This window comes from Shewanella sp. DNRA4 (assembly GCF_012843185.1).
In the GTDB taxonomy this organism is placed as follows: domain Bacteria; phylum Pseudomonadota; class Gammaproteobacteria; order Enterobacterales; family Shewanellaceae; genus Shewanella; species Shewanella xiamenensis.
This window is the reverse complement of record NZ_JABAIP010000025.1, coordinates 1-19,438: the sequence shown is the minus strand read 5'-3', so window position 1 is coordinate 19,438 and position 19,438 is coordinate 1. Positions and strand designations below refer to the sequence as shown.

Sequence of the window (19,438 nt, the reverse complement as noted above, 5' to 3'; positions counted from 1 at the left end):
GTGTATCGCCCATTTTGATCACTTATTGCTTAAGCACTCATAGTTTCAAGCATCGCTTAAATCATCATGGCCCAATGATTATGGCTGCGGTGGAAACTGCGCCAAAATCCGGCTTACCGCCTTAGCGGTGTCTTGGGCTTTTTTATCGCCGCCCGCATCAAAATCGAAACTATCGGTACCGCGCCAAATCAGCTTATTGGTTTTAGCATCGATAATATCAATTTGAATGGTTTGAATTTTTGCTGTGTCACTGCCAAGAGGCACGCCAACGCTGGTGCCGATGCCAATGCCGCCAGAACGGCCAAAACTGCCCGTGCCTAAGCCTATAGATAGACCTGAGTCCTTAGGCTTGTCTTGGGTCAGTAAGCCATAGGCGACTTTAAAATCGGGGGAAGAAGCATTTTCGGTAAAGCCTTTTTGGCTTAATTGCTGGGTGATTTCGGTTTGAATACGCTGGGCACTGAGCGGATCGTCGTTGGGCTGTGGAGCAAGCTGCGAGAAACTCTGCAATGCCTTAAAGTTATAATTGAGGTCGTAATCGTTTTTCGGCTTAGTGCTGCAAGCACTTAAAAAGACCGTGGCGATGAACAAACTGGCGATGTATTTGTATCTCATCATTGCACTCCAAATTGTACGAACAGTATTCAATGTGCCTTGATTAACAGTAAGACTGCAAGTAATTTAGTGAAAAGTGTTTGATTTTTGTTAAGTATAGAAGGTCACACATTTTACGTACTTAAACAGGCAGAGTAGCCCAAGATCATGGAACAGTTAGCCTTTTTCGATATTCCAAGCCCTTGTATCGGTGTGTGCCAAACCGATGCGCGGGGCTATTGTAAAGGTTGCCTGCGCAGTCGTGATGAGCGGTTTAATTGGTTGCATTTTACCGATGCAGAAAAACATGATGTGATCCGTTTATGTCATCAACGGAAACGTCGACGGGAGCTGGCCTTGTATAAGGCGCGTCAGCAAGCGCTTGAGCAGGAGAAAGCGGCGCTTAATCCACAGCTTGATTTTGCGCCACAGACCGCTGCAGAGTTGGATTTAGGCGATCTTGCTCTCGACGAATAATCTCAATGAGCCTTTTTGATAAGATGATACAAACTAGAGGCGCTAAATTTGCCGCTTTTTCGGCCAGCTTAAGGTGAAACGCGTCTGGGCTGGATGGCTGGTGACATTTACCTCACCCTGATGACGCTGCATGATCCGCTTGATAATCGCTAAACCTAAACCATGACCCTTATTGCCATTTTGCACCGATTGGCTGCGGTAAAAGGGCTCGAACACTTTAGGTAAATCCACCTCAGGGATAGGCTCTCCATCATTGCTCACACTTAGTGTTACCCGTTGCTGGGTTTGGCTTACTTCAATCAAGATTTGATGGCGAGCAAAACGCTGTGCATTGGTCAGTAGATTTTGCAGTGCTCGCTCAATCAATGCTGGTTCGCCAAATAAGGGCAGGGTATCTATATCTGTATGCAAGGTAATTGGGGTTTCACTCAATGCACTTAAACGTTTAATGGATTGATTAATCAAGGTGATAAGATCGTATTCATCTAGAGGCATTTCACGCTGGGATTCTAAACTAGCGTAGGTGAGTAATTCTTGCAGTAGGTTTTCCATTTCCTTAATGTCGAGCTGCATTTCATTGAGAAAATCCTGACGCTTTTGTTCGTCAGAGTCAGGTTGGCAGTACATGGGCATTAAGGCGAGGGCGAATTTAAGTCGCGCAAGGGGCGTGCGAATCTCGTGGGAAACCGCATTGGACAAATGTTTTTGGTTTTCAATCAATGCGCTGATATGCCGCGCCATTTCATTAAAGGTATTGGCTAAGGGTTTTACCTGAGAGCGGTTCGAGAGATTGATGCGAGTGTCCCATTTGGCTTCGCCAAAATCCTTTGTGGCCTTACGTAATATGCTTAAGTCCCGCGAGAGTGGTCCAACCCAAATCAAAGCGACGAGTGCGAGTGACAAATAGAAAAACAGAGTGAATAAATTACGCAGATCGGCTCTGGGGTCTATCTCAATAGGACCCGCCATTAATACTTGTTCACCTACCTGTATAAACTGGAATTGTTCGCCCTCACTGGTCGTGGTGGTGACTACATGATTGGGTGTCAGAACTTGATCTTTCGCCAGTGCAATTTGATCTGGACTGAGTAGATTTAACGGCAGCTGACTATCGGTTGTGAGTGCTTCTAAGTAATCGTGGCGACTCTCCTCTGGAAGCTGAGTCAACAGCTGGGCAAATGCAACCAGAGGAGCATCTAAGGGATTATTTTCATCTACATTTTTCTTCCATAGGCTGTCCAGTGTCCAGCCTATGCCCAGAAAACTGAGACTCAGCAGTAAATATAAGCTGATAAAGAGACGTTTCACGGGAGTTCTTAGTTGTTCCAAGCCTCAGGGGCGAATAGATAGCCTTGTCCCCAAACGGTTTTGATTCTGAAGGGGGTCTCAATATTGTCGTTGAGTTTTTTGCGAAGTCTTGAGATCCGCACATCAATTTTTCTGTCTTTACCATCAAAATCAATATTGAGTAGTAATTGATAGATATATTGACGACTCAGCACTTGTCCCGCCTGCGAGGCCAGCAACCACAGGAGTTCAAACTCATGGCTGGTGAGATCGACTTCTTTGTTGTCGAGTCGAATTGCATGGGTATGGGGATCGATACTGAGTTTACCAAAAGTCAGGCAATGGGATTCGGCCTGAGGCGGTTGGTTTTGGCGGCGTAATAGGTTGTTGATACGGGCAACCAGCAGGGCAGGATCAACGGGTTTAACCACATAGTCGTCGGCACCGAGTTCTAGTCCCTTGATCTGATCTTCGCTCGAGCCTAAGGCACTCATCAACAGGATCGGGCCGGCAAAGTAATCGGGTAACTTTTCGCACAGGCTAAGGCCATCAATTCCTGGCAACATAATGTCTAGCAGGATGATATCAGGCTTATAGTTGATTAAGCGGGTTAACACTGTGTCGCCACGACGCTCTACTTCAACGTGCATGCCGTGGGATTTCAAATAATCTACGATTAAATTCGCAAGACGGACATCATCTTCAACCAATAACACTCTGTGGGGTGATTGTGGATTCGTCATTAAAATAAACTCCAAGGGTTACGGTAACGTCTGCGCACCTGAGGCTGCGAGGTCGACGTGATTTTTAATTTGGCTCCAGCCAGTGTTTGGTTGGTATCCTTACTGACCAGAACAAAGTGAATATCGTTTAGCGTACTGACATTCAATGTGATTTCATGTTGTTCTAGCGATTCGCTGCACCATTTAGGATAGGCATTGTTGTCAGATAAGATACAAACCAGCTCATTTTTAGCGAGTTGCCACTGCAACTCTACACGGATTTCACAGGCTTGGTTTTCATCCCCCGTGATACAGATTTCAGGGGTCAGTTTTAATTTTGACTCTTCATTTGGAGCGGCAAGTGCGTGAGTCGGTCCCATTAAGCTAACGCTTAGACCGAATATGCATAGCATCCTAATATGAAGGGGCGTCACTCTTGTTAAAACCTATACGCTGCGCCAATAAAATAAGTGCTGCTATAGTCTTGATTGAGCAAGGGACTGGCGGCTATTTCATCTGCAATTTGTGTGTAGCGGAACGCAAAGAGCATATCCCAGTTATCAGTTAAGATATAACGGGCTGTCATTTCGACCCCTTTATTCCAGCCAGCATCAGCATGGTAATGTTTGCTCCAATAATCATTTTCACTCGGGCGTACACCATAGTAATAGTCGACGACGTTGGTACTTTTCCAATCAAATACGAGTGACATATCCATTACCCAGCGGGTTAAATGCCAACCATAGGTCCATTTAATTTGCGCTTCAGCGCCTTGATGCACATCAAACATATCATGGGTGTAGGCTAACCTAACTACGCCTAATGGGGTATAAATAAATGCTTCAGCGCCACCTAATAACGTAAAGTTACGCGATTCTAAGGAATTAAACACGGGTTCGGGTTCACTGCTGAGAACTGTCTTGGTCGAGAGCATTCTCGCACCATCCTGTGAACTTCGCTCCAAAAAGATATTCGAAGGGTCCCAGCGATAGAAATAAGCTCTATCCATGCTATAGCTGGTCACTAAGTTGACGCTGAAATATTGCTGCTCAACTAAGCTATAGCCTAAGTTACCGTTATCAAAAAACCAATGGTCGCCATAGTAAGCTACAGTTGGGATAAAAAAGACCGGAATATCATCAAAATCCCTAAGAGGGTTGGTTTTTTGTCCCCAACCGACCGCCACGCCTAAATCCCAGTTGCGCATTTCAATACATTCATCTTTAGTGACGCACGGTTCTTTGGCCATTCCAATTGAAGGTAGGCTAAGCGCGGTGAGTAAGATTAATAATGTTCGATACATGATATGCGTTCGGATTTAATGACAGTCTGTAATGGGCAACAGATTAGCATTTTATGCTTAATTCCACAGTGCTTTCACCTGAAGGGATGCAAAATGATACAGATATCATACAAATAGCATATATGTAGATCTCGTAATCAATTGAAAGACATCATAAAAGCATAAAATGCACTTGCTTAGCGCTTTTGTCGACGTTGGTGTGTTGTATTTATACTGTTTTGCTTTTTGGGTGCTGGTGTTACTAATTTGGGTTGGTGCAGCAAATAAAATGCCATTCATTGTCGGAATGGCATTCGTAAAACTCGATGAAACCTGATTACAGCTAGGAGCTAAAGGAAGTAAAACCGATCAGTTGAGTTCTTTTAGTGTCTGATAGCCCATTTCTGTTAGCTGGTCATTCACGCAGTCGAGGACATATTGTTTAAGCTCGGCATTTTCAATCTGATCTTCAGATGCCATCTGTTGGCATACTTCGGTCAGTTGAGCGATATCATTTGCAGGTGCAGGAGGAAGTGTTGATTCATCGGCAAAGCTAGCAAAACTGATTAGCGCCGACAGGGTGATAACAGCTGATAACGTTTTCATTTTATTTCCTTTAGTTATTGATAGTTAACAACAGCCTAACTGGTTTCCCATCATGCCGCTGCGTCAACAGATAGCAATTTATCATTGCTATTATTTTTTAGATATAAATAATTTTTCACTCATTTTGTCAGCTATTTTTTGTCGAATTATCATGGTTGTTTTATGGGCAGGCTTAAGTGCCTAAGCCAGTCAAAAATGCCGATCTCATCCTTCGTAAACCGCGCGAATCCCCCTGATTTTCCACTACCAAGCTGAGCTTATTTTACTATGACGTTTTTACCACCCTTAAGTTTCATCATCCTGAGCGGCATATTTGTAATTAATATGTTTAAAAATAGACTTATCTCAACTTTGGTCTATTTATGAGATGAAGTTAATCTTTTTGATAGTTTTTACGGATTACTAGAGAGTGCATTTGTTGATGGGAGAGTAGGAAGTTTGAACTATAGCAAAATTGCCCTATAAATAAGATTTAGCGCACTATTTTTACCCATGTTTTATAGATATTTGAATCTTAAGAGATTAATTTTTAGCCTGTAGGTTTTTTTATTTATTAATTTGTTATCTTGATGATTTTAATGATAAATTTGTTTATTTGTTATGATTATAAGATTTGGGTTGTGATCTTCTTTGTTGTTATCTAAACTTCGCCGATTTTTATCGAACTATAAGTGCAAATTATTGTACTGAAATTTACTTATCATTTTGGGGACTTTCTGTGTCGACAAAACTGGCGAATCCGGCTCCATTAGGTTTAATGGGCTTTGGTATGACGACTATCCTGCTAAACATTCATAATGCAGGGTACTTTCCGATTGACTCTATGATCTTAGCTATGGGGATTTTCTATGGCGGACTGGGTCAAATTATCGTGGGCATTATGTGCTTTATGCGTGGTGATACCTTTGGTACAACCGCCTTTACCTCTTACGGCTTATTCTGGTTGACCTTAGTTGGGCTTATTTTAATGCCAAATGCTGGGGTTGCGGCGAGCCCAACCTATTTTATGGGATGGTACTTAACCCTTTGGGGAATTTTTACAGCCTTTATGTTTGTGGGATCGCTACGTTATCCAAGGGCTAAGCAGTTTGTGTTTGCTTCGTTGACGATTCTATTCTTCCTTCTGGCGGCGAGAGATTTTACTGGCAGTGCGCTTATTGGCACCATCGCGGGTTTTGAAGGGATTATCTGTGGTGCGAGTGCAATTTACTTTGCCATGGCGCAAGTGCTTAATAATGAATATGGCCGCACTATTTTACCGATAGGCGAGCTTAAAGCTAAGGTCTAACTGAGTTCTTAGTTTATGCAAAAGGCTGAATCATTCAGCCTTTTGCATTTTTGACGGGTCAGTAATGTTAAAACTTACGACATCAGATTTTGGTTTGGATAAATGCAATACAGGCATTATCTAGACTACGGTTAGAGATATAGCTGGTCCCCGTTTTATGGGTGATTAGGAAACCTTTATCCGTTTGCACAATACGATAAATATCCGTCCAGAGAATTTGAGCGTTTACATATCGTGATTTTGTGTGGATACCTTGCTCATCAACGATAAGGGTGACTTCATTATTGGCGGCTTTGCTCATCATTTGCCGCATCAACCACCACGCTTTGTTGTATTTTACATTTAATGCTTCAATCACCCCGAGCCCAACAAAGAAATAGGCCAGATAGAGGCTGACATCCGCAAAAATCAGCGCAATGCCAATGAGCCCGAAACCTATGGCTTTATAGTAAGGTTTGAGAGTGGGATCGGGTTTGACGGACTGGGTATAACACTCGTCAAAATGCGCTTTATCTAAGATGTAAGTTGTGGAATAACAATAGGGTGTGGTCATGTCTTATTTACTAATCAAAAGTTTAATTATCTAAAGCCGGATAGCGCGCTAGTTTAGCGGGTTAGCTGCGTAAAGTAACGATTTTTGGGATAAGTCTGCAGTAGCGATAAGGCGCAAAATACCGTGTTATCGTACCTGCGCCCGTACCTGCGCGATAGTTCGCTTATGGTTTAATAGCGGTTTCGCTCTGCGGGAATATCACTCAGATACTCAACAAACTCGACTTCAAATCCATGGGCATCAAAAAAGTAAATATTGCGGCGATAGGGATCTTCCATGCCCTCTTTTGCTATCGGAAAACCTGCTTGAGTCAGTCTGGTGATGATTGTATCTAAATCACTTACGACAAAAGCAAAATGGGCTAAGCCAATTTGATGACCCGTTAAGTCGCGGTTTTCCCCTTCTCCGTTATCACTAAAAGCAATATATTGATAATCATCGCCAAAATGAATCCAATTGCGCGGCTTGCCGTACCAAGTCCCTTTATCTCCGCCACGGACACGCCAATGTGGGAAGGCGGCTTGATAAAAAGTGAGTGCTTTAGGGATATCGTCGACGACTAGGTTGATGTGCTCTAAATGGATCATAATGCGTTCCTTGTAATGATTTTAGTCAGTGTGATTCACATCCAAGCTGCTTACATACCGTAGCAGTATTCCTGCTGCTTGGGGTAGGGTTGATGAATATGGCGTTGGCGTATCGGCGCTAAGGCTTGGGCGTATTGATGCAACATAAACAGGCTATATTGCACTCTTTCTCTGAGGTCGATATCCCGCGAACCTTGGGGTGTAGCGTTGAGTACATTCTCGACATTACGGATGATCAAATGGTCGGGAATCGGTACTAATTTATTGTTTTTGAGTGCATTCATTTTGACTTCCACAATGGGGTAAGCACCGCTAATGCCGCTGCAAACTGAAATCAGCAACACCGGCTTATGGGCAGTTTCCTGACGGCTACACATCAATAGGAAGTTTTTAAGCAGTGGCGATGCCATTCCACCCCATTCGGGCGTAATCAAAACGAGGGCATCCGCAGCATCGACTCTTTGCTCTATCTCAGGCCAATGTTCGCCCTTGTTGTCTTCTTCACCGTCCCAAAAGGGCAGGTTGAACTGGCAAAGCTCTAAATGATGGATAGCGTCGTAACCGACACTATGGGGCGATAAAAAACTGGTTTCGGCTATGTATTTCGCGACTTTAGCGCTTTGGGAGTGGGCTCTTTGACTGGTACTGATGATGAGTAAGTTCATTATGTAAACCTATTTGTTTATAAATTATTTATAAGGTAATTACTTTATTTAATCTTGTAAAGGATAAAATAAATAAAAAACTTTATTTATTCTGTTAAAAGGTAGGCGATTGAGGGATAATCCGAGGCGAAGAGCGGAGAGCGCATATGAAAACTACTGATAAGATTATTCAATTACTCAAATTGCATGGCCCGTTAACGGCTAAGACCCTAGCGGAAGAGCTTGCGTTGACCACTATGGGCGTTCGCCAGCATTTGCAAGCCTTAGAAGAGGCGGGTGATGTCGATATTGAAGACAGAGTTGAAGGCCGCGGACGCCCAACCCGGTATTGGGGATTAACGGAGCAGAGTAGAACCCACTTTGCCGATCGCCACAGTGAGCTTAGTTTGCAATTGATTGATTCCGTAAAAATGATATTTGGTGATCAGGGGTTGGATAAACTGATTGAGCATAGAGAGCAAACTGCTATGCAACAGTATCGCAGCGCGATGCAAGGTATGACGGATATTACCAGTCGTTTAACTAAATTGGTGGAGTTACGTACCCTCGAAGGCTATATGGCGACGCAGGAACAAGCGGATGGGGTGTTCTGGTTACTTGAGAATCATTGTCCAATTTGCAGCGCAGCGACGAAATGCCAAAATTTTTGTCGCTCCGAACTACAACAATTCCAGCAGTTATTTGCCGATATCGCTACTGTAAGCCGTGAAGAGCATATCATCGACGGCGCTCGTCGCTGTGCCTATCGCATTGCGCCTTTATCTTAGAGCAGGATAGTGTGATGCAATCAAAACGTGGTCGTCTCGATAGATACCTTGCCGTTAAGCTACAAATTCACCGAAAAGCCGTGCGAGAACTCTTGCTGGCGGAGCGAGTGTATGTGGATGGTGCGCCTGCGAAAGCGCTCGATCTGCTGGTGGATGAATTTTCCCACATTGTGTTTGATGGGCAAGTCTTACAGGCCAACCAGCCAGTGTATTTGATGTTGCATAAGCCCGTTGGCGTGGTAAGTGCCACCAAAGACAAAGAGCATCGCACAGTGATTGATTTACTCGATTGCGAAGCTCGTCATAAGCTGCATATTGCTGGGCGGTTAGATTTAAACTCATCGGGCTTATTGTTACTGACCAATGATAGTCGTTGGTCGGAGGCGTTAATGTCACCCGAGCAAAAAGTGGATAAAGTGTATCGAGTGACTTTAGCCAATCCCTTGAGTGAGGACTATATCGCGGCATTCGCGCAGGGCATGTATTTTGGCTTTGAAGATATCACCACACAGCCAGCAAAGTTGACTATCCTCGACACTCATATTGCAGAGGTTACTTTAAGGGAGGGGAAGTACCATCAAATCAAGCGGATGTTTGGTCGTTTCCGTAATCCAGTGGTGGGATTACACCGCCTTTCCATTGGTGAGATTACCCTAGATAAACACTTAAGCCCTGGTGATAGCCGGATGTTGACTGCACAAGAAGTCGCCTCTATCTATCATTCAAAAATGAAGTAACTCGAGACGGTGCATAAAGCGCTGATATGCACTTAAAAACATTACCCCTAAGAGCATGTTGACGTTTTGAGATTGAATTTCGTTCTGGCTCGCTCATTAGGTTAAGTAAAATAGCGATACTGCGCGGACTTTATCTTGCATAGATCGTGAACCAAAGGGTTGCAAAAAATAATCCTGAAACGTCAATACACCTCGGCATACGATTGTTTGAAGGACGCTGTAACAAACACGTAAGGATAACATTAGTCTGGCACAGCACGGCTGTGCCAGTGAAAATGTGTTAGAGCCTGAATGCACTGACTTGATTACGCATGCTGCTAGCCAGTTTGGTTAGGTTTATAACAGACTCGCTGAGCTCATGTGCTGAGCGAGTCGAGTCATCGGTAATATCACTGATCGCAATAATGCTACGGTTAATACTTTCGGCCACACTACTTTGCTCTTCAGCTGCAGTCGCAATATGGGCGTTGAGCTCAGCAATGTTATCTACTGACGCTACAATTTCTTTTAAGGCCTGACCTGCTTCATTGGCTTTATTATTGGCATCATCGACTTGTTTGATACCAACTTCCATTGCATTAACTGCTTCTTTAACCCCTTTTTGTAGCGTTGCGATCATCGCTTCAATTTCTTGGGTGGACTTTTGAGTTCGTTGAGCTAGCGTTCTGACTTCATCGGCGACAACGGCAAAACCTCGACCCTGCTCGCCTGCGCGAGCAGCTTCGATCGCAGCGTTTAATGCCAATAGGTTGGTTTGTTCGGCAATACTCTTTATCACATCTAAAACTCGACCAATACTTTGGCTTTCATTGGATAAAAAGCCAATCACTTGCGCCGTTTTTTGAATTTGTTCTGAAAGTTGAGACATGCTGCTAATTGAGTCAATGACGATACGGTTACCATTCGCCGCATAAGTATCCGCATCCTTTGCCGAATCCGCAGCGGCTGAAGTACTCTGCGCGACCTCTGCCACAGTCGCCGTCATTTCATTCATTGCTGTTGCAGTTTGTTCAGTTTCAGCTTGTTGCTGTTGCATGCGTTTATTGGTTTCTTGGGTAAAACTACTTAGCTCGGTCGCGGAGCTATTAACCGTATTTGCTGCTTCAGCGATGGAGTGCAAAATCCCTCTCAAATGTTCAATAACTTGAGTGAGGCTAGTCGAAATAAGTCCGAGTTCATCATCATTAAAAGTACGGAATTTAACTGTGAGATCGGAGTCTTGGCGGATCGTTTTTAAATTGCGCACAATATCATTGATGGGATTCATCACACTGCGATTAACCCAAAGTCCAATCAAAATACTGATCAGCATTGCAAGCCCTGCAAGAGTGGCAAAGATGGCAATCGATGAGTGATAAATCTCGTTAGCGGTAGCTCTTTCCTGACCTGCAATTTTGATTTGTAGTGCGATAAGTTCTGATATTTTGCCACTTATCGGATCGATTGCTTGGTAAAGCGGTAATATTTTGTCATTCAGTTGGTAAGCTACATCGCCATTACCCCCCCTAAGATATGAGGTGAGCAACTCGACTTGTTGATTAGCTGGTGAAAATAACTGTTCAGCTTGTTGTGCAAGTCGAGATTCTTCTTGGGTAAGTTCAGTTGCAAGGTATTTGGGCCAGTACTGATTGATCGTTTTGCTGGCATTTTCAAGCGCATTAGCCGCTTGCGAAGCGCTAAATCCGCCAGCATTGGCTTTATTGATCGCGTCAATTACATCAACGGCATATTTATCAGCGATAACCTTAAGATCGTCTAAAGGAACCACTCTATCGTTATAGATACGCTCGACGCCATATTCGATTTTTCCCATCATATAAATGGCGATAAAACCAATGGTTACTAGCATTAGGAGCGGCACGAGAATGCCAATAAACATTTTTTGTTTTATTTGAAGACCATTCATATGGATTTCCTCAGTATATTCAGGGAGGCTTTTAGGCAGAGCTCGAGCAGTCCATGATGAGTCTGTATGAATAGTTATAGCAAATATGCCAAATGAGGTTGGTGATTTAAGGAAATAAAATTGCAGAAACAAAAAAACCTCGCTTAGCGAGGTCTTTATGTTGGTACAGATGAGAGGACTTGAACCTCCACGCCCGCAAGGGCACCAGCACCTGAAGCTGGCGTGTCTACCAATTCCACCACATCTGCATTGGTATTCGACAGGTTGTCGAATTAAGTTGAATCGCAATTTGGTACAGGTGAGAGGACTTGAACCTCCACGCCCGTAAGGGCACCAGCACCTGAAGCTGGCGTGTCTACCAATTCCACCACACCTGCACTGTACTTTAATTGCAATCCTTTAACACTGGTCGCTAAGGCAACCAACTTAAAGATGGTGCCCGAACCCGGAATCGAACCAGGGACACGAGGATTTTCAATCCTCTGCTCTACCGACTGAGCTATTCGGGCGACGGGCGCAATTTAAAGGCTTTTCGGCTTTTGAGTCAACTGATTTTTACTAAATAATGTAAAAAGTGATGCGGTTGGGTAAGTTTTACTCGAATCGAGTATTTATTGAGTCCTAGCGGGAATGACAAGAGAAAATACTCAGTGCCACTTAAAGGGGATAAACGTAAAAAATGTCCGTAGAAGACGAAAAAATGCCCCTTTAAAAGGGGCATTTCTATTTAGTTAGATAATATTTCATTGTTTGGGAAGTTAGCTTGCATTACCATTAGCACGTTTTGCTTCAGTTGGTTCTGACCTAACTCACCATAAGCTTCTGCCATAATCTCCAGTGCTCGCTCAGTTGACGGTGTACCGGGATACGTTTCTAACACAGATTGTGCGCGAACAGCAGCAGCACTCCAAGCGTTCATTTTGATATAGTATTCAGCAACTTGAATGGAGTATCTTGCTAAACGGTTTTTTAGCGATAACATGCGTTTTTGTGCATCAGCGGCATATTTGCTGTTGGGGTAGGTTTTGATTAGACGGTCAAAATCCTTAAAGGCATCTTGGGCATTTTTCGGATCACGATCGGTTCTATCGATATTCAACATATCGTGGAAAAGATAGCTATCCGCCTGCATATTGACGAGTCCTCGCATATAGTAGACATAGTCGATATTGGGGTGCGTTGGGTTGAGACGGATGAATCTGTCAATGTTAGCAATGCCAGAGGCAACATCGTCCATTTTGTAATAAGCATAAATCAGATCCAATTGAACCTGAGTTTTATGTGGTCCAAACGGGAAGCGAGAGTCTAGCGCCTCCAATGAACGGACAGCTTTAGAGTAATTGCCAAGCTCCATGGAGGTTCTTGCCTGAGAATAAAGCTCATCAGGTGAGGTTTTGGCGGCAATATCGTTATCTTCAGGACTGCTACTACAGGCTGATAACGCTAGTGAAAATAGGACTAAGGTTAAGCCTTTGGAGAATTTATACATACTTGAATTCAATTCTTTATAAGTTGTAGTTAAGAATTTTTCCATTTCACGATAAAATAGAAAGCATTCGATTGTAACAGATAGCACACATTTTTTGACCCCAAAATGGGGATACGGTTCCTATGACACAAGAGATTAATCTAAAAAGCGAGATTTCGGCAACACAAACTGGTTTGAGATTGGATCAAGCACTGGCTGAGTTGTTCCCTGATTACTCGCGCACGCGCATCAAGGAATGGATCCTATCTGATGCAGTCTATGTTGATGGCGTAATGGTAAACAAGCCGCGCGAAAAAGTTTTTGAGCTGCAGCAAATCGAAATTAACGCCACGCTCGAAGAAGAAGTGCATGCGGCTGCGCAAGCCATTGAGCTGGATATTGTCTATGAAGATGATGATATTTTAGTCATCAATAAACAAGCTGGCTTAGTGGTGCATCCTGGTGCAGGCAATGCCGATGGTACGCTGATGAACGCATTGCTACATCATTGCCCAAATATTGAGCATGTGCCACGTGCGGGTATTGTGCACCGTTTGGATAAAGATACTACTGGTTTAATGGTCGTGGCCAAAACAGTAGAGGCACAAACTCATTTGGTTGCTGCCTTGCAGGCCCGTGAAATTACCCGTGAGTATGAGGCGATAGTGCTGGGTACTATGACCGGAGGCGGCACTGTTGATGAGCCTATTGGTCGTCATCCGACGAAACGTACTCATATGGCGGTGCATCATTCGGGTAAACCGGCTGTAACCCATTACCGTGTGGCGGAAAAATTCCGTAATCATACCCGTTTAAGATTACGTTTAGAGTCTGGACGTACTCATCAAATTCGTGTGCATATGGCGTATATCGGCCATGTGCTGGTGGGCGATCCTGTATATGGTGGCCGTCCAAAACCACCGAAAGCAGCAAGTCCTGAGTTTTTTGAGATTTTGAAAAACTTTAAACGCCAAGCACTGCACGCGGTGCGATTGGAGTTAGCGCATCCTGTGACCTGTGAAATCATGAGCTGGACGGCGCCGATCCCTGAAGATATGGTTATTTTGACTAAAGCACTGCGTCAAGACACTTTAGAACATCCGATCGAGTACTAACTGATGTTGATGCACGATTGGCCAGTACCTGACAATGTGGCAATTGCAATGACAGATCGCCATGGCGGCGTGAGTCTTGCCCCCTACGATAGCCTGAATTTAGGGTTGCATGTGGGTGACATACCGCAGCAAGTATTGGTTAATCGTGGCTTACTAGCACAGCAGTTACAGCTTGCGACTGAGCCTGTGTGGTTGGAGCAAGTCCATGGTACTCGAGTGATTGATTTGGCCGATATCGTCCCAATTAATCTTACTCAAGAAGCTCAATCAGAGTGTGTGGCCTTGCAAAATACGCCACCTTTGGTCGCTGATGCCAGCTATACCGACCTCGCTGGACGGGTTTGCGTAGTGATGACCGCTGATTGCTTGCCGGTGCTTTTGTGTAATCAACTAGGGACTGAAGTTGCTGCTGCCCATGCTGGTTGGCGCGGACTGTGTGATGGGGTGATTGAGGCAAGTGTGGCTAAGTTTGCCTCTAAACCGAGTGAGCTGATTGCCTATTTAGGACCCGCGATTGGCCCTAGAGCTTTTGAAGTTGGCGCCGAAGTGCGTGCCGCCTTTATGGCAAAAGATCCTAATGCGGAAAATTGTTTTATTGCGCGAGGCGATAAATACCTTGCCGATATTATCGGATTAGCCAAATTACGCTTAAAGCAACTGGGTATTACACAGATCCACAGCGCCGATATTTGCACTGTATTGAATCAGGATTATTTCTCCTATCGCCGCGATAAAATCACTGGTCGTATGGCTTCCTTGATCTGGCTTAAGTCTTAAGTTTATTCCCCTATAATTTGTATTTATTTCTAGCCATCTAGCTTGAAATTGGTCAAATAGCCCCCATCTTTTAACTAACAAAATGCTGTACCTTATTTGTGAGTTTTAGGAGGCTGTATGCGACTCGATCGTATGACTAATAAATTTCAGCTTGCCATCTCAGATGCCCAGTCGTTAGCACTTGGGCGTGATCATCAGTTTATCGAACCGCTACATTTGATGATGGCGCTGCTTAACCAGGATTCTGGTTCTATCCATCCCTTATTAACTCAAGCTGGTATTCGGGTGAGTGCGCTGCGCTCGCTCTTGAGCCAAGAGCTTGAACGTCTACCGCAGGTCGAAGGCACTGGCGGCGATGTACAATTATCCCAAGGGTTAATTCGTTTATTAAACCTGTGCGACAAGTTGGCGCAAAAGCGCAAAGACAAATATATCTCCAGCGAGTTGTTCGTTCTTGCGGCGCTTGAGGGCAGCGATGCGCTAGCACAATGCCTCAAAAAATCCGGTGCGACCAAAGAGCTAATGGAACAAACCATTGAGCAAATGCGTGGTGGTCAGAATGTGGATGATCCTAATGCGGAAGACCAACGCCAAGCGCTGAAAAAGTTTACCGTTGATCTTACTGAACGTGCCGAGCAGGGCAAACTCGATCCTGTCATTGGTCGTGACGATGAAATCCGCCGCACCATTCAAGTACTGCAACGTCGTAGCAAAAACAACCCAGTGCTGATTGGTGAGCCTGGCGTGGGTAAAACCGCGATTGTTGAAGGTCTTGCTCAGCGCATTGTGAACGGCGAAGTCCCTGAAGGGATTAAAAATAAACGTGTTTTATCCTTAGATATGGGTGCACTGATTGCCGGCGCTAAATATCGTGGTGAGTTTGAAGAGCGCTTAAAAGCCGTGCTTAATGAGCTGGCGCAGGAAGAAGGCCAAGTGATCCTCTTTATCGACGAGCTGCACACAATGGTGGGCGCGGGTAAAGGCGATGGCGCCATGGATGCGGGTAACATGTTAAAGCCTGCTTTGGCCCGTGGCGATCTCCACTGTGTAGGCGCGACGACTCTTGACGAGTATCGCCAATATATTGAAAAAGATGCCGCCCTTGAGCGTCGTTTCCAAAAAGTATTAGTGGATGAGCCAAGCGTTGAAGACACCATTGCGATTTTACGTGGCTTGAAAGAGCGTTATGAGCTGCATCACCATGTGGAAATTACCGATCCGGCGATTGTAGCGGCGGCGACCATGTCGCACCGTTATGTGTCGGACCGTAAATTACCCGATAAAGCCATCGACTTGATTGACGAGGCGGCATCGAGCATCCGTATGCAGATGGATTCTAAGCCTGAATCCCTCGACAGATTGGAGCGCCGTGCTATCCAGTTGAAACTGGAAGAGCAGGCATTGGCCAAAGAAAACGATGAGGCGAGCCGCCGTCGACTCGAACATTTACGTGTCGAGTTGCATGAGGTTGAAGCTAAGGCGTCGGAGCTCAATGAAATCTGGCGCACCGAAAAAGCGGCGTTGGCAGGTACTCAGCATATTAAAGCTGACCTTGAGCAAGCGCGGATGGATTTAGAAGTCGCGCGCCGCGCCGGTGATTTAACGCGTATGTCCGAGCTGCAATATGGCCGTATTCCAGAGCTTGAAAAGCAATTGGACTTGGCATCGCAAGCTGAAATGCAGGATATGACACTGCTGCGCAATAAAGTTACTGACTTAGAAATCGCCGAAGTGTTATCAAAGGCGACGGGTATTCCGGTTTCTAAGATGCTCGAAGGCGAGCGTGAAAAACTGTTACAAATGGAAGTGGCACTGCATGAGCGTGTGATTGGCCAAAACGAAGCTGTGGATGCAGTCGCTAATGCGATTCGTCGTAGCCGCGCAGGGCTTGCCGATCCTAACCGTCCGATTGGTTCTTTCTTGTTCTTAGGACCAACTGGTGTGGGTAAAACCGAGTTGTGTAAGTCGTTAGCTAAGTTCCTATTCGATACAGAATCGGCCTTAGTGCGTATCGACATGTCAGAGTTTATGGAAAAACATGCCGTTTCACGTTTGGTTGGTGCTCCTCCTGGATATGTTGGTTATGAAGAGGGCGGTTACTTAACTGAAGCGGTTCGCCGTAAGCCTTATTCAGTGATTCTGCTCGATGAGGTGGAGAAGGCGCACCCTGACGTGTTCAACATCTTGCTGCAGGTGCTGGATGATGGCCGCTTAACCGATGGTCAAGGCCGTACCGTCGACTTTAGAAATACGGTGATCATCATGACCTCAAACTTAGGCTCTGACATTATCCAAGAAGGATTCGGTCACTTAAGTTATAGCGAAATGAAGAGTGCGGTGATGAATGTGGTGACCCATAGCTTTAGACCCGAGTTTTTAAACCGGATCGATGAGTCTGTGGTATTCCATCCCTTGGATGCAGAAAATATCAAGCATATTGCTTCTATCCAAATTGCTTCATTGCGTAAGCGTTTGGCAGAGAAAGACTATACGCTGGAGATCACCGACGAGGCATTATCATTGATTGCCGAAATTGGTTTCGATCCAGTCTATGGTGCAAGACCTCTGAAACGAGCCTTGCAGCAAGAGATGGAAAATCCATTAGCGCAAAAATTACTGCGTGGCGAGTTACTGCCCGGCAAACCTATCAAGGTCAGTTGCGCTGGTCGTGAGCTGGTATTCGAGCAATAATTTACGACAATCTTTGCCGTGCAAAATGCTGCTTAACCTAAACAAAAAACCGAAGTCTTGGACTTCGGTTTTTTTTGCCTATATCGGTTACAGATAAAATAGCGGTTAGCAATAGTGTGGCATTGCCATCAAGATTTTTAGTGGTGCCTATTACAAACTCTGGGCGTTATTTTTTATTGCAAAATAGTTTGATCCGCTGTTGATTCTCAGTAATGGCTGCTTGGCGCTCTTCTTCTGTCATCGCGACAGGTTCTTTATTACCGTCTTCTTGGCGGGTGAGTTTTGTATGGGTCGTTAACACATCTAAATTATGTTTAGCGTTTTCACAAATTGCTTCTGCTTGCTTGGCATCTTTCTCTTTAATTAAAGCCGCCGATTTTTCGGACTCAGACATTTCAGGAGGCGATTCCTTCTTAACGGGAGCTATATAGCCAATTTTACTCGGTTCAAGATCATTGCTATTCAACTGCTGCGCTTGTTGTTCCTGAGTCGGTGGTTGTTGACTGTAATGAGTCACCCCGTTCTTATCGACCCAAGTGTAAATAGCGCCCGCCAGCACGGGTTGTGTGAGCAACACTAGGCATACAAAACCTAAAAATACCACGCTCAAATTTGTTTTCATTAACATAAACATCATCCCTTAGGGCACCCATCGACATGATAGTAAAATATGCTATCTTGAAGCCTACTTCCATTCCTGCTCATAGCTTTATAAGTGTATGCAAAATTCTTCTAATCAAACAGTAAAGAATAAGGGTATCTATTTACTGCCCAATTTATTCACAACCGCAGGCTTGTTTTCCGGTTTCTACGCTGTGATTGCCTCGATGAATGCCAACTTTGAAGCGGCAGCAATCGCGATTTTTGTGGCTATGATCTGTGACGGTCTTGACGGACGAGTGGCACGGCTGACGAATACTCAAAGTGACTTTGGTGCTGAATACGACAGCATGGCGGATATGGTGTCCTTTGGCATGGCTCCAGCACTGCTCGCCTATAATTGGGCCTTGGCGGATTTAGGTAAAATCGGTTGGTTGGCGGCGTTTATCTATTGCGCAGGAGCTGCATTAAGGCTTGCACGTTTTAATACCCAAGTCGGTGTTGCGGATAAACGTTACTTCCAAGGTTTAGCAAGTCCTGCTGCTGCGGCCGTTATTGCCGGCAGTATTTGGCTTGGTAATCAGTACAATCTCGATGGTAAGAATATCAGTTGGATTGCCGGATTGATTACAGCAATCACGGGGTTATTAATGGTGAGCAATTTCCGTTATCACTCTTTCAAGGAGATTGACTGGCGCGGCAAAGTGAACTTTATCGCCATCCTATTCGTTGTGGGTGTATTTGTTGTGGTTTCGGTTCAGCCAGCTTTAATCCTCTGCATTGGTTTTTATCTCTACGCCATCTCGGGGCCTGTGATCACTATTCGTACCGTGAGAAAGCTAAAAGTAGCCCATATTGTGGGTGATGGAGAGCATGAAAAGGAACAAGAAACAGCAGAGGGCACCAAGGGTTCAAAAAGTTCTACGGATAATCCTTAGTCCGACAGTTCCTACATTCTCAATCTTTTATGCCATGTTAGTTCTACGGTTCAAGAGTCGCCATTCCCTATTCTTGAACCGTTTCTCTGCACCGGACATACTCATCTATATATGTAAAAGTTTTAAAGCGCCCTTTCTTAAGGCTATTCGATCTATAGAATTTCCTGCACATCCTTTCTACATATGCCAAACTTACCAGCCCAAGTGAGAAAAATTGCAGCATATCCACCCAATACTTGAAGATTTGTTGGTTATTTGTCCACTCGGCAGGTTTTGTTAAAAAAGCGCTTGCACAAAAAGTTTCGCTGCCTATAATGCGCATCCACTGACACGGCAGACAGCGAAAGCGAGCGCGGTTTCAGTGCGAATCGAATGCAA

At 44.7% G+C, this 19,438-nt stretch carries 20 protein-coding genes and 3 tRNA genes; 8 read left to right on the top strand and 15 right to left on the bottom strand.

Features of this window, described 5'->3' with window-relative positions; genetic code table 11:
* Positions 1-78: 78 nt before the first annotated feature.
* On the bottom strand, positions 79-615 hold the full coding sequence (locus HG547_RS20115; protein WP_037429744.1) for a DUF4136 domain-containing protein: 537 nt from the start codon (positions 613-615) through the stop codon (positions 79-81).
* Positions 616-762: 147 nt separating this feature from the next.
* Here HG547_RS20115 and HG547_RS20110 point away from each other — a divergent pair, with 147 nt between their 5' ends.
* Positions 763-1,071, top strand: a complete 309-nt coding sequence (locus HG547_RS20110) for a DUF1289 domain-containing protein (RefSeq protein WP_069454391.1) — start codon at positions 763-765, stop codon at positions 1,069-1,071.
* A 42-nt stretch (positions 1,072-1,113) separates the two neighbouring features.
* Here HG547_RS20110 and HG547_RS20105 read toward each other — a convergent pair whose 3' ends face one another.
* The 5 genes from HG547_RS20105 to HG547_RS20085 all read right to left on the bottom strand — a co-directional run bounded on the left by HG547_RS20105 (position 1,114) and on the right by HG547_RS20085 (position 4,968).
* Positions 1,114-2,379: an ATP-binding protein gene (locus HG547_RS20105; protein WP_169548835.1), complete on the bottom strand. Its 1,266-nt coding sequence runs from the start codon at positions 2,377-2,379 to the stop codon at positions 1,114-1,116.
* Positions 2,380-2,387: 8 nt separating this feature from the next.
* A complete protein-coding gene (locus HG547_RS20100; RefSeq protein WP_011073412.1) occupies positions 2,388-3,101 on the bottom strand; it encodes a winged helix-turn-helix domain-containing protein in 714 nt (237 codons plus the stop codon).
* Positions 3,101-3,493 (bottom strand): DUF3019 domain-containing protein, encoded by a 393-nt coding sequence (locus HG547_RS20095; protein ID WP_080612404.1) that lies wholly within the window; start codon positions 3,491-3,493, stop codon positions 3,101-3,103. The genes HG547_RS20100 and HG547_RS20095 overlap by 1 nt, the downstream gene beginning before the upstream one ends.
* Before the next feature lie 26 nt (positions 3,494-3,519).
* Positions 3,520-4,383, bottom strand: a complete 864-nt coding sequence (locus HG547_RS20090) for a MipA/OmpV family protein (RefSeq protein WP_037421340.1) — start codon at positions 4,381-4,383, stop codon at positions 3,520-3,522.
* A gap of 348 nt (positions 4,384-4,731) precedes the next feature.
* Positions 4,732-4,968, bottom strand: coding sequence for a hypothetical protein (locus tag HG547_RS20085; protein WP_037421337.1), 237 nt, complete (start codon positions 4,966-4,968; stop codon positions 4,732-4,734).
* Between the two features lie 718 nt (positions 4,969-5,686).
* Here HG547_RS20085 and HG547_RS20080 point away from each other — a divergent pair.
* Complete coding sequence (locus HG547_RS20080) at positions 5,687-6,256, top strand: GPR1/FUN34/YaaH family transporter (protein WP_047537352.1); 570 nt, start codon at positions 5,687-5,689, stop codon at positions 6,254-6,256.
* Between the two features lie 82 nt (positions 6,257-6,338).
* On the opposite strand, the gene HG547_RS20075 is transcribed toward HG547_RS20080, so the two are convergent.
* The 3 genes from HG547_RS20075 to HG547_RS20065 form a co-directional block, all read right to left on the bottom strand.
* Positions 6,339-6,809 carry a YcxB family protein gene (locus HG547_RS20075; protein ID WP_169548834.1) on the bottom strand — a complete coding sequence of 157 codons (471 nt, stop codon included), beginning with the start codon at positions 6,807-6,809 and terminating at the stop codon, positions 6,339-6,341.
* A 170-nt stretch (positions 6,810-6,979) separates the two neighbouring features.
* The gene (locus HG547_RS20070; RefSeq protein WP_169548833.1) at positions 6,980-7,396 is read right to left on the bottom strand and encodes a VOC family protein; all 417 of its coding nucleotides are present in this window, start codon (positions 7,394-7,396) and stop codon (positions 6,980-6,982) included.
* A gap of 50 nt (positions 7,397-7,446) precedes the next feature.
* A complete protein-coding gene (locus tag HG547_RS20065) occupies positions 7,447-8,061 on the bottom strand; it encodes an NAD(P)H-dependent oxidoreductase (protein WP_169548832.1) in 615 nt (204 codons plus the stop codon).
* A 146-nt stretch (positions 8,062-8,207) separates the two neighbouring features.
* Here HG547_RS20065 and HG547_RS20060 point away from each other — a divergent pair, with 146 nt between their 5' ends.
* Both HG547_RS20060 and HG547_RS20055 read left to right on the top strand, forming a co-directional pair.
* Positions 8,208-8,828: a metalloregulator ArsR/SmtB family transcription factor gene (locus HG547_RS20060; protein WP_088586812.1), complete on the top strand. Its 621-nt coding sequence runs from the start codon at positions 8,208-8,210 to the stop codon at positions 8,826-8,828.
* Positions 8,829-8,842: 14 nt separating this feature from the next.
* Complete coding sequence (locus HG547_RS20055) at positions 8,843-9,565, top strand: 16S rRNA pseudouridine(516) synthase (RefSeq protein WP_169548831.1); 723 nt, start codon at positions 8,843-8,845, stop codon at positions 9,563-9,565.
* Between the two features lie 280 nt (positions 9,566-9,845).
* Here the strand turns inward: HG547_RS20055 and HG547_RS20050 are convergent, their stop codons facing one another.
* The 5 genes from HG547_RS20050 to HG547_RS20030 all read right to left on the bottom strand — a co-directional run bounded on the left by HG547_RS20050 (position 9,846) and on the right by HG547_RS20030 (position 12,960).
* Positions 9,846-11,471: a methyl-accepting chemotaxis protein gene (locus HG547_RS20050; RefSeq protein ID WP_169548830.1), complete on the bottom strand. Its 1,626-nt coding sequence runs from the start codon at positions 11,469-11,471 to the stop codon at positions 9,846-9,848.
* A 161-nt stretch (positions 11,472-11,632) separates the two neighbouring features.
* A tRNA-Leu gene (locus HG547_RS20045) sits at positions 11,633-11,719 on the bottom strand.
* A 42-nt stretch (positions 11,720-11,761) separates the two neighbouring features.
* A tRNA-Leu gene (locus HG547_RS20040) sits at positions 11,762-11,848 on the bottom strand.
* Positions 11,849-11,904: 56 nt separating this feature from the next.
* A tRNA-Phe gene (locus HG547_RS20035) sits at positions 11,905-11,980 on the bottom strand.
* Positions 11,981-12,198: 218 nt separating this feature from the next.
* On the bottom strand, positions 12,199-12,960 hold the full coding sequence (locus tag HG547_RS20030; protein WP_037421317.1) for an outer membrane protein assembly factor BamD: 762 nt from the start codon (positions 12,958-12,960) through the stop codon (positions 12,199-12,201).
* 122 nt (positions 12,961-13,082) lie between these two features.
* Between HG547_RS20030 and rluD the strand changes: the two genes are divergently transcribed.
* The 3 genes from rluD to clpB all read left to right on the top strand — a co-directional run bounded on the left by rluD (position 13,083) and on the right by clpB (position 17,522).
* Entirely contained in the window at positions 13,083-14,054 is a 972-nt protein-coding gene (rluD, locus tag HG547_RS20025) for a 23S rRNA pseudouridine(1911/1915/1917) synthase RluD (protein WP_088586815.1), read from the top strand.
* A 3-nt stretch (positions 14,055-14,057) separates the two neighbouring features.
* Positions 14,058-14,831 carry a peptidoglycan editing factor PgeF gene (pgeF, locus tag HG547_RS20020; protein ID WP_169548829.1) on the top strand — a complete coding sequence of 258 codons (774 nt, stop codon included), beginning with the start codon at positions 14,058-14,060 and terminating at the stop codon, positions 14,829-14,831.
* A gap of 117 nt (positions 14,832-14,948) precedes the next feature.
* A complete protein-coding gene (clpB, locus tag HG547_RS20015; RefSeq protein ID WP_037421313.1) occupies positions 14,949-17,522 on the top strand; it encodes an ATP-dependent chaperone ClpB in 2,574 nt (857 codons plus the stop codon).
* Positions 17,523-17,688: 166 nt separating this feature from the next.
* Here clpB and HG547_RS20010 read toward each other — a convergent pair whose 3' ends face one another.
* On the bottom strand, positions 17,689-18,144 hold the full coding sequence (locus tag HG547_RS20010) for a DUF4124 domain-containing protein (RefSeq protein WP_224022127.1): 456 nt from the start codon (positions 18,142-18,144) through the stop codon (positions 17,689-17,691).
* A 97-nt stretch (positions 18,145-18,241) separates the two neighbouring features.
* Between HG547_RS20010 and pssA the strand changes: the two genes are divergently transcribed.
* On the top strand, positions 18,242-19,060 hold the full coding sequence (gene pssA, locus HG547_RS20005) for a CDP-diacylglycerol--serine O-phosphatidyltransferase (protein WP_069454401.1): 819 nt from the start codon (positions 18,242-18,244) through the stop codon (positions 19,058-19,060).
* Positions 19,061-19,438: the final 378 nt, after the last annotated feature.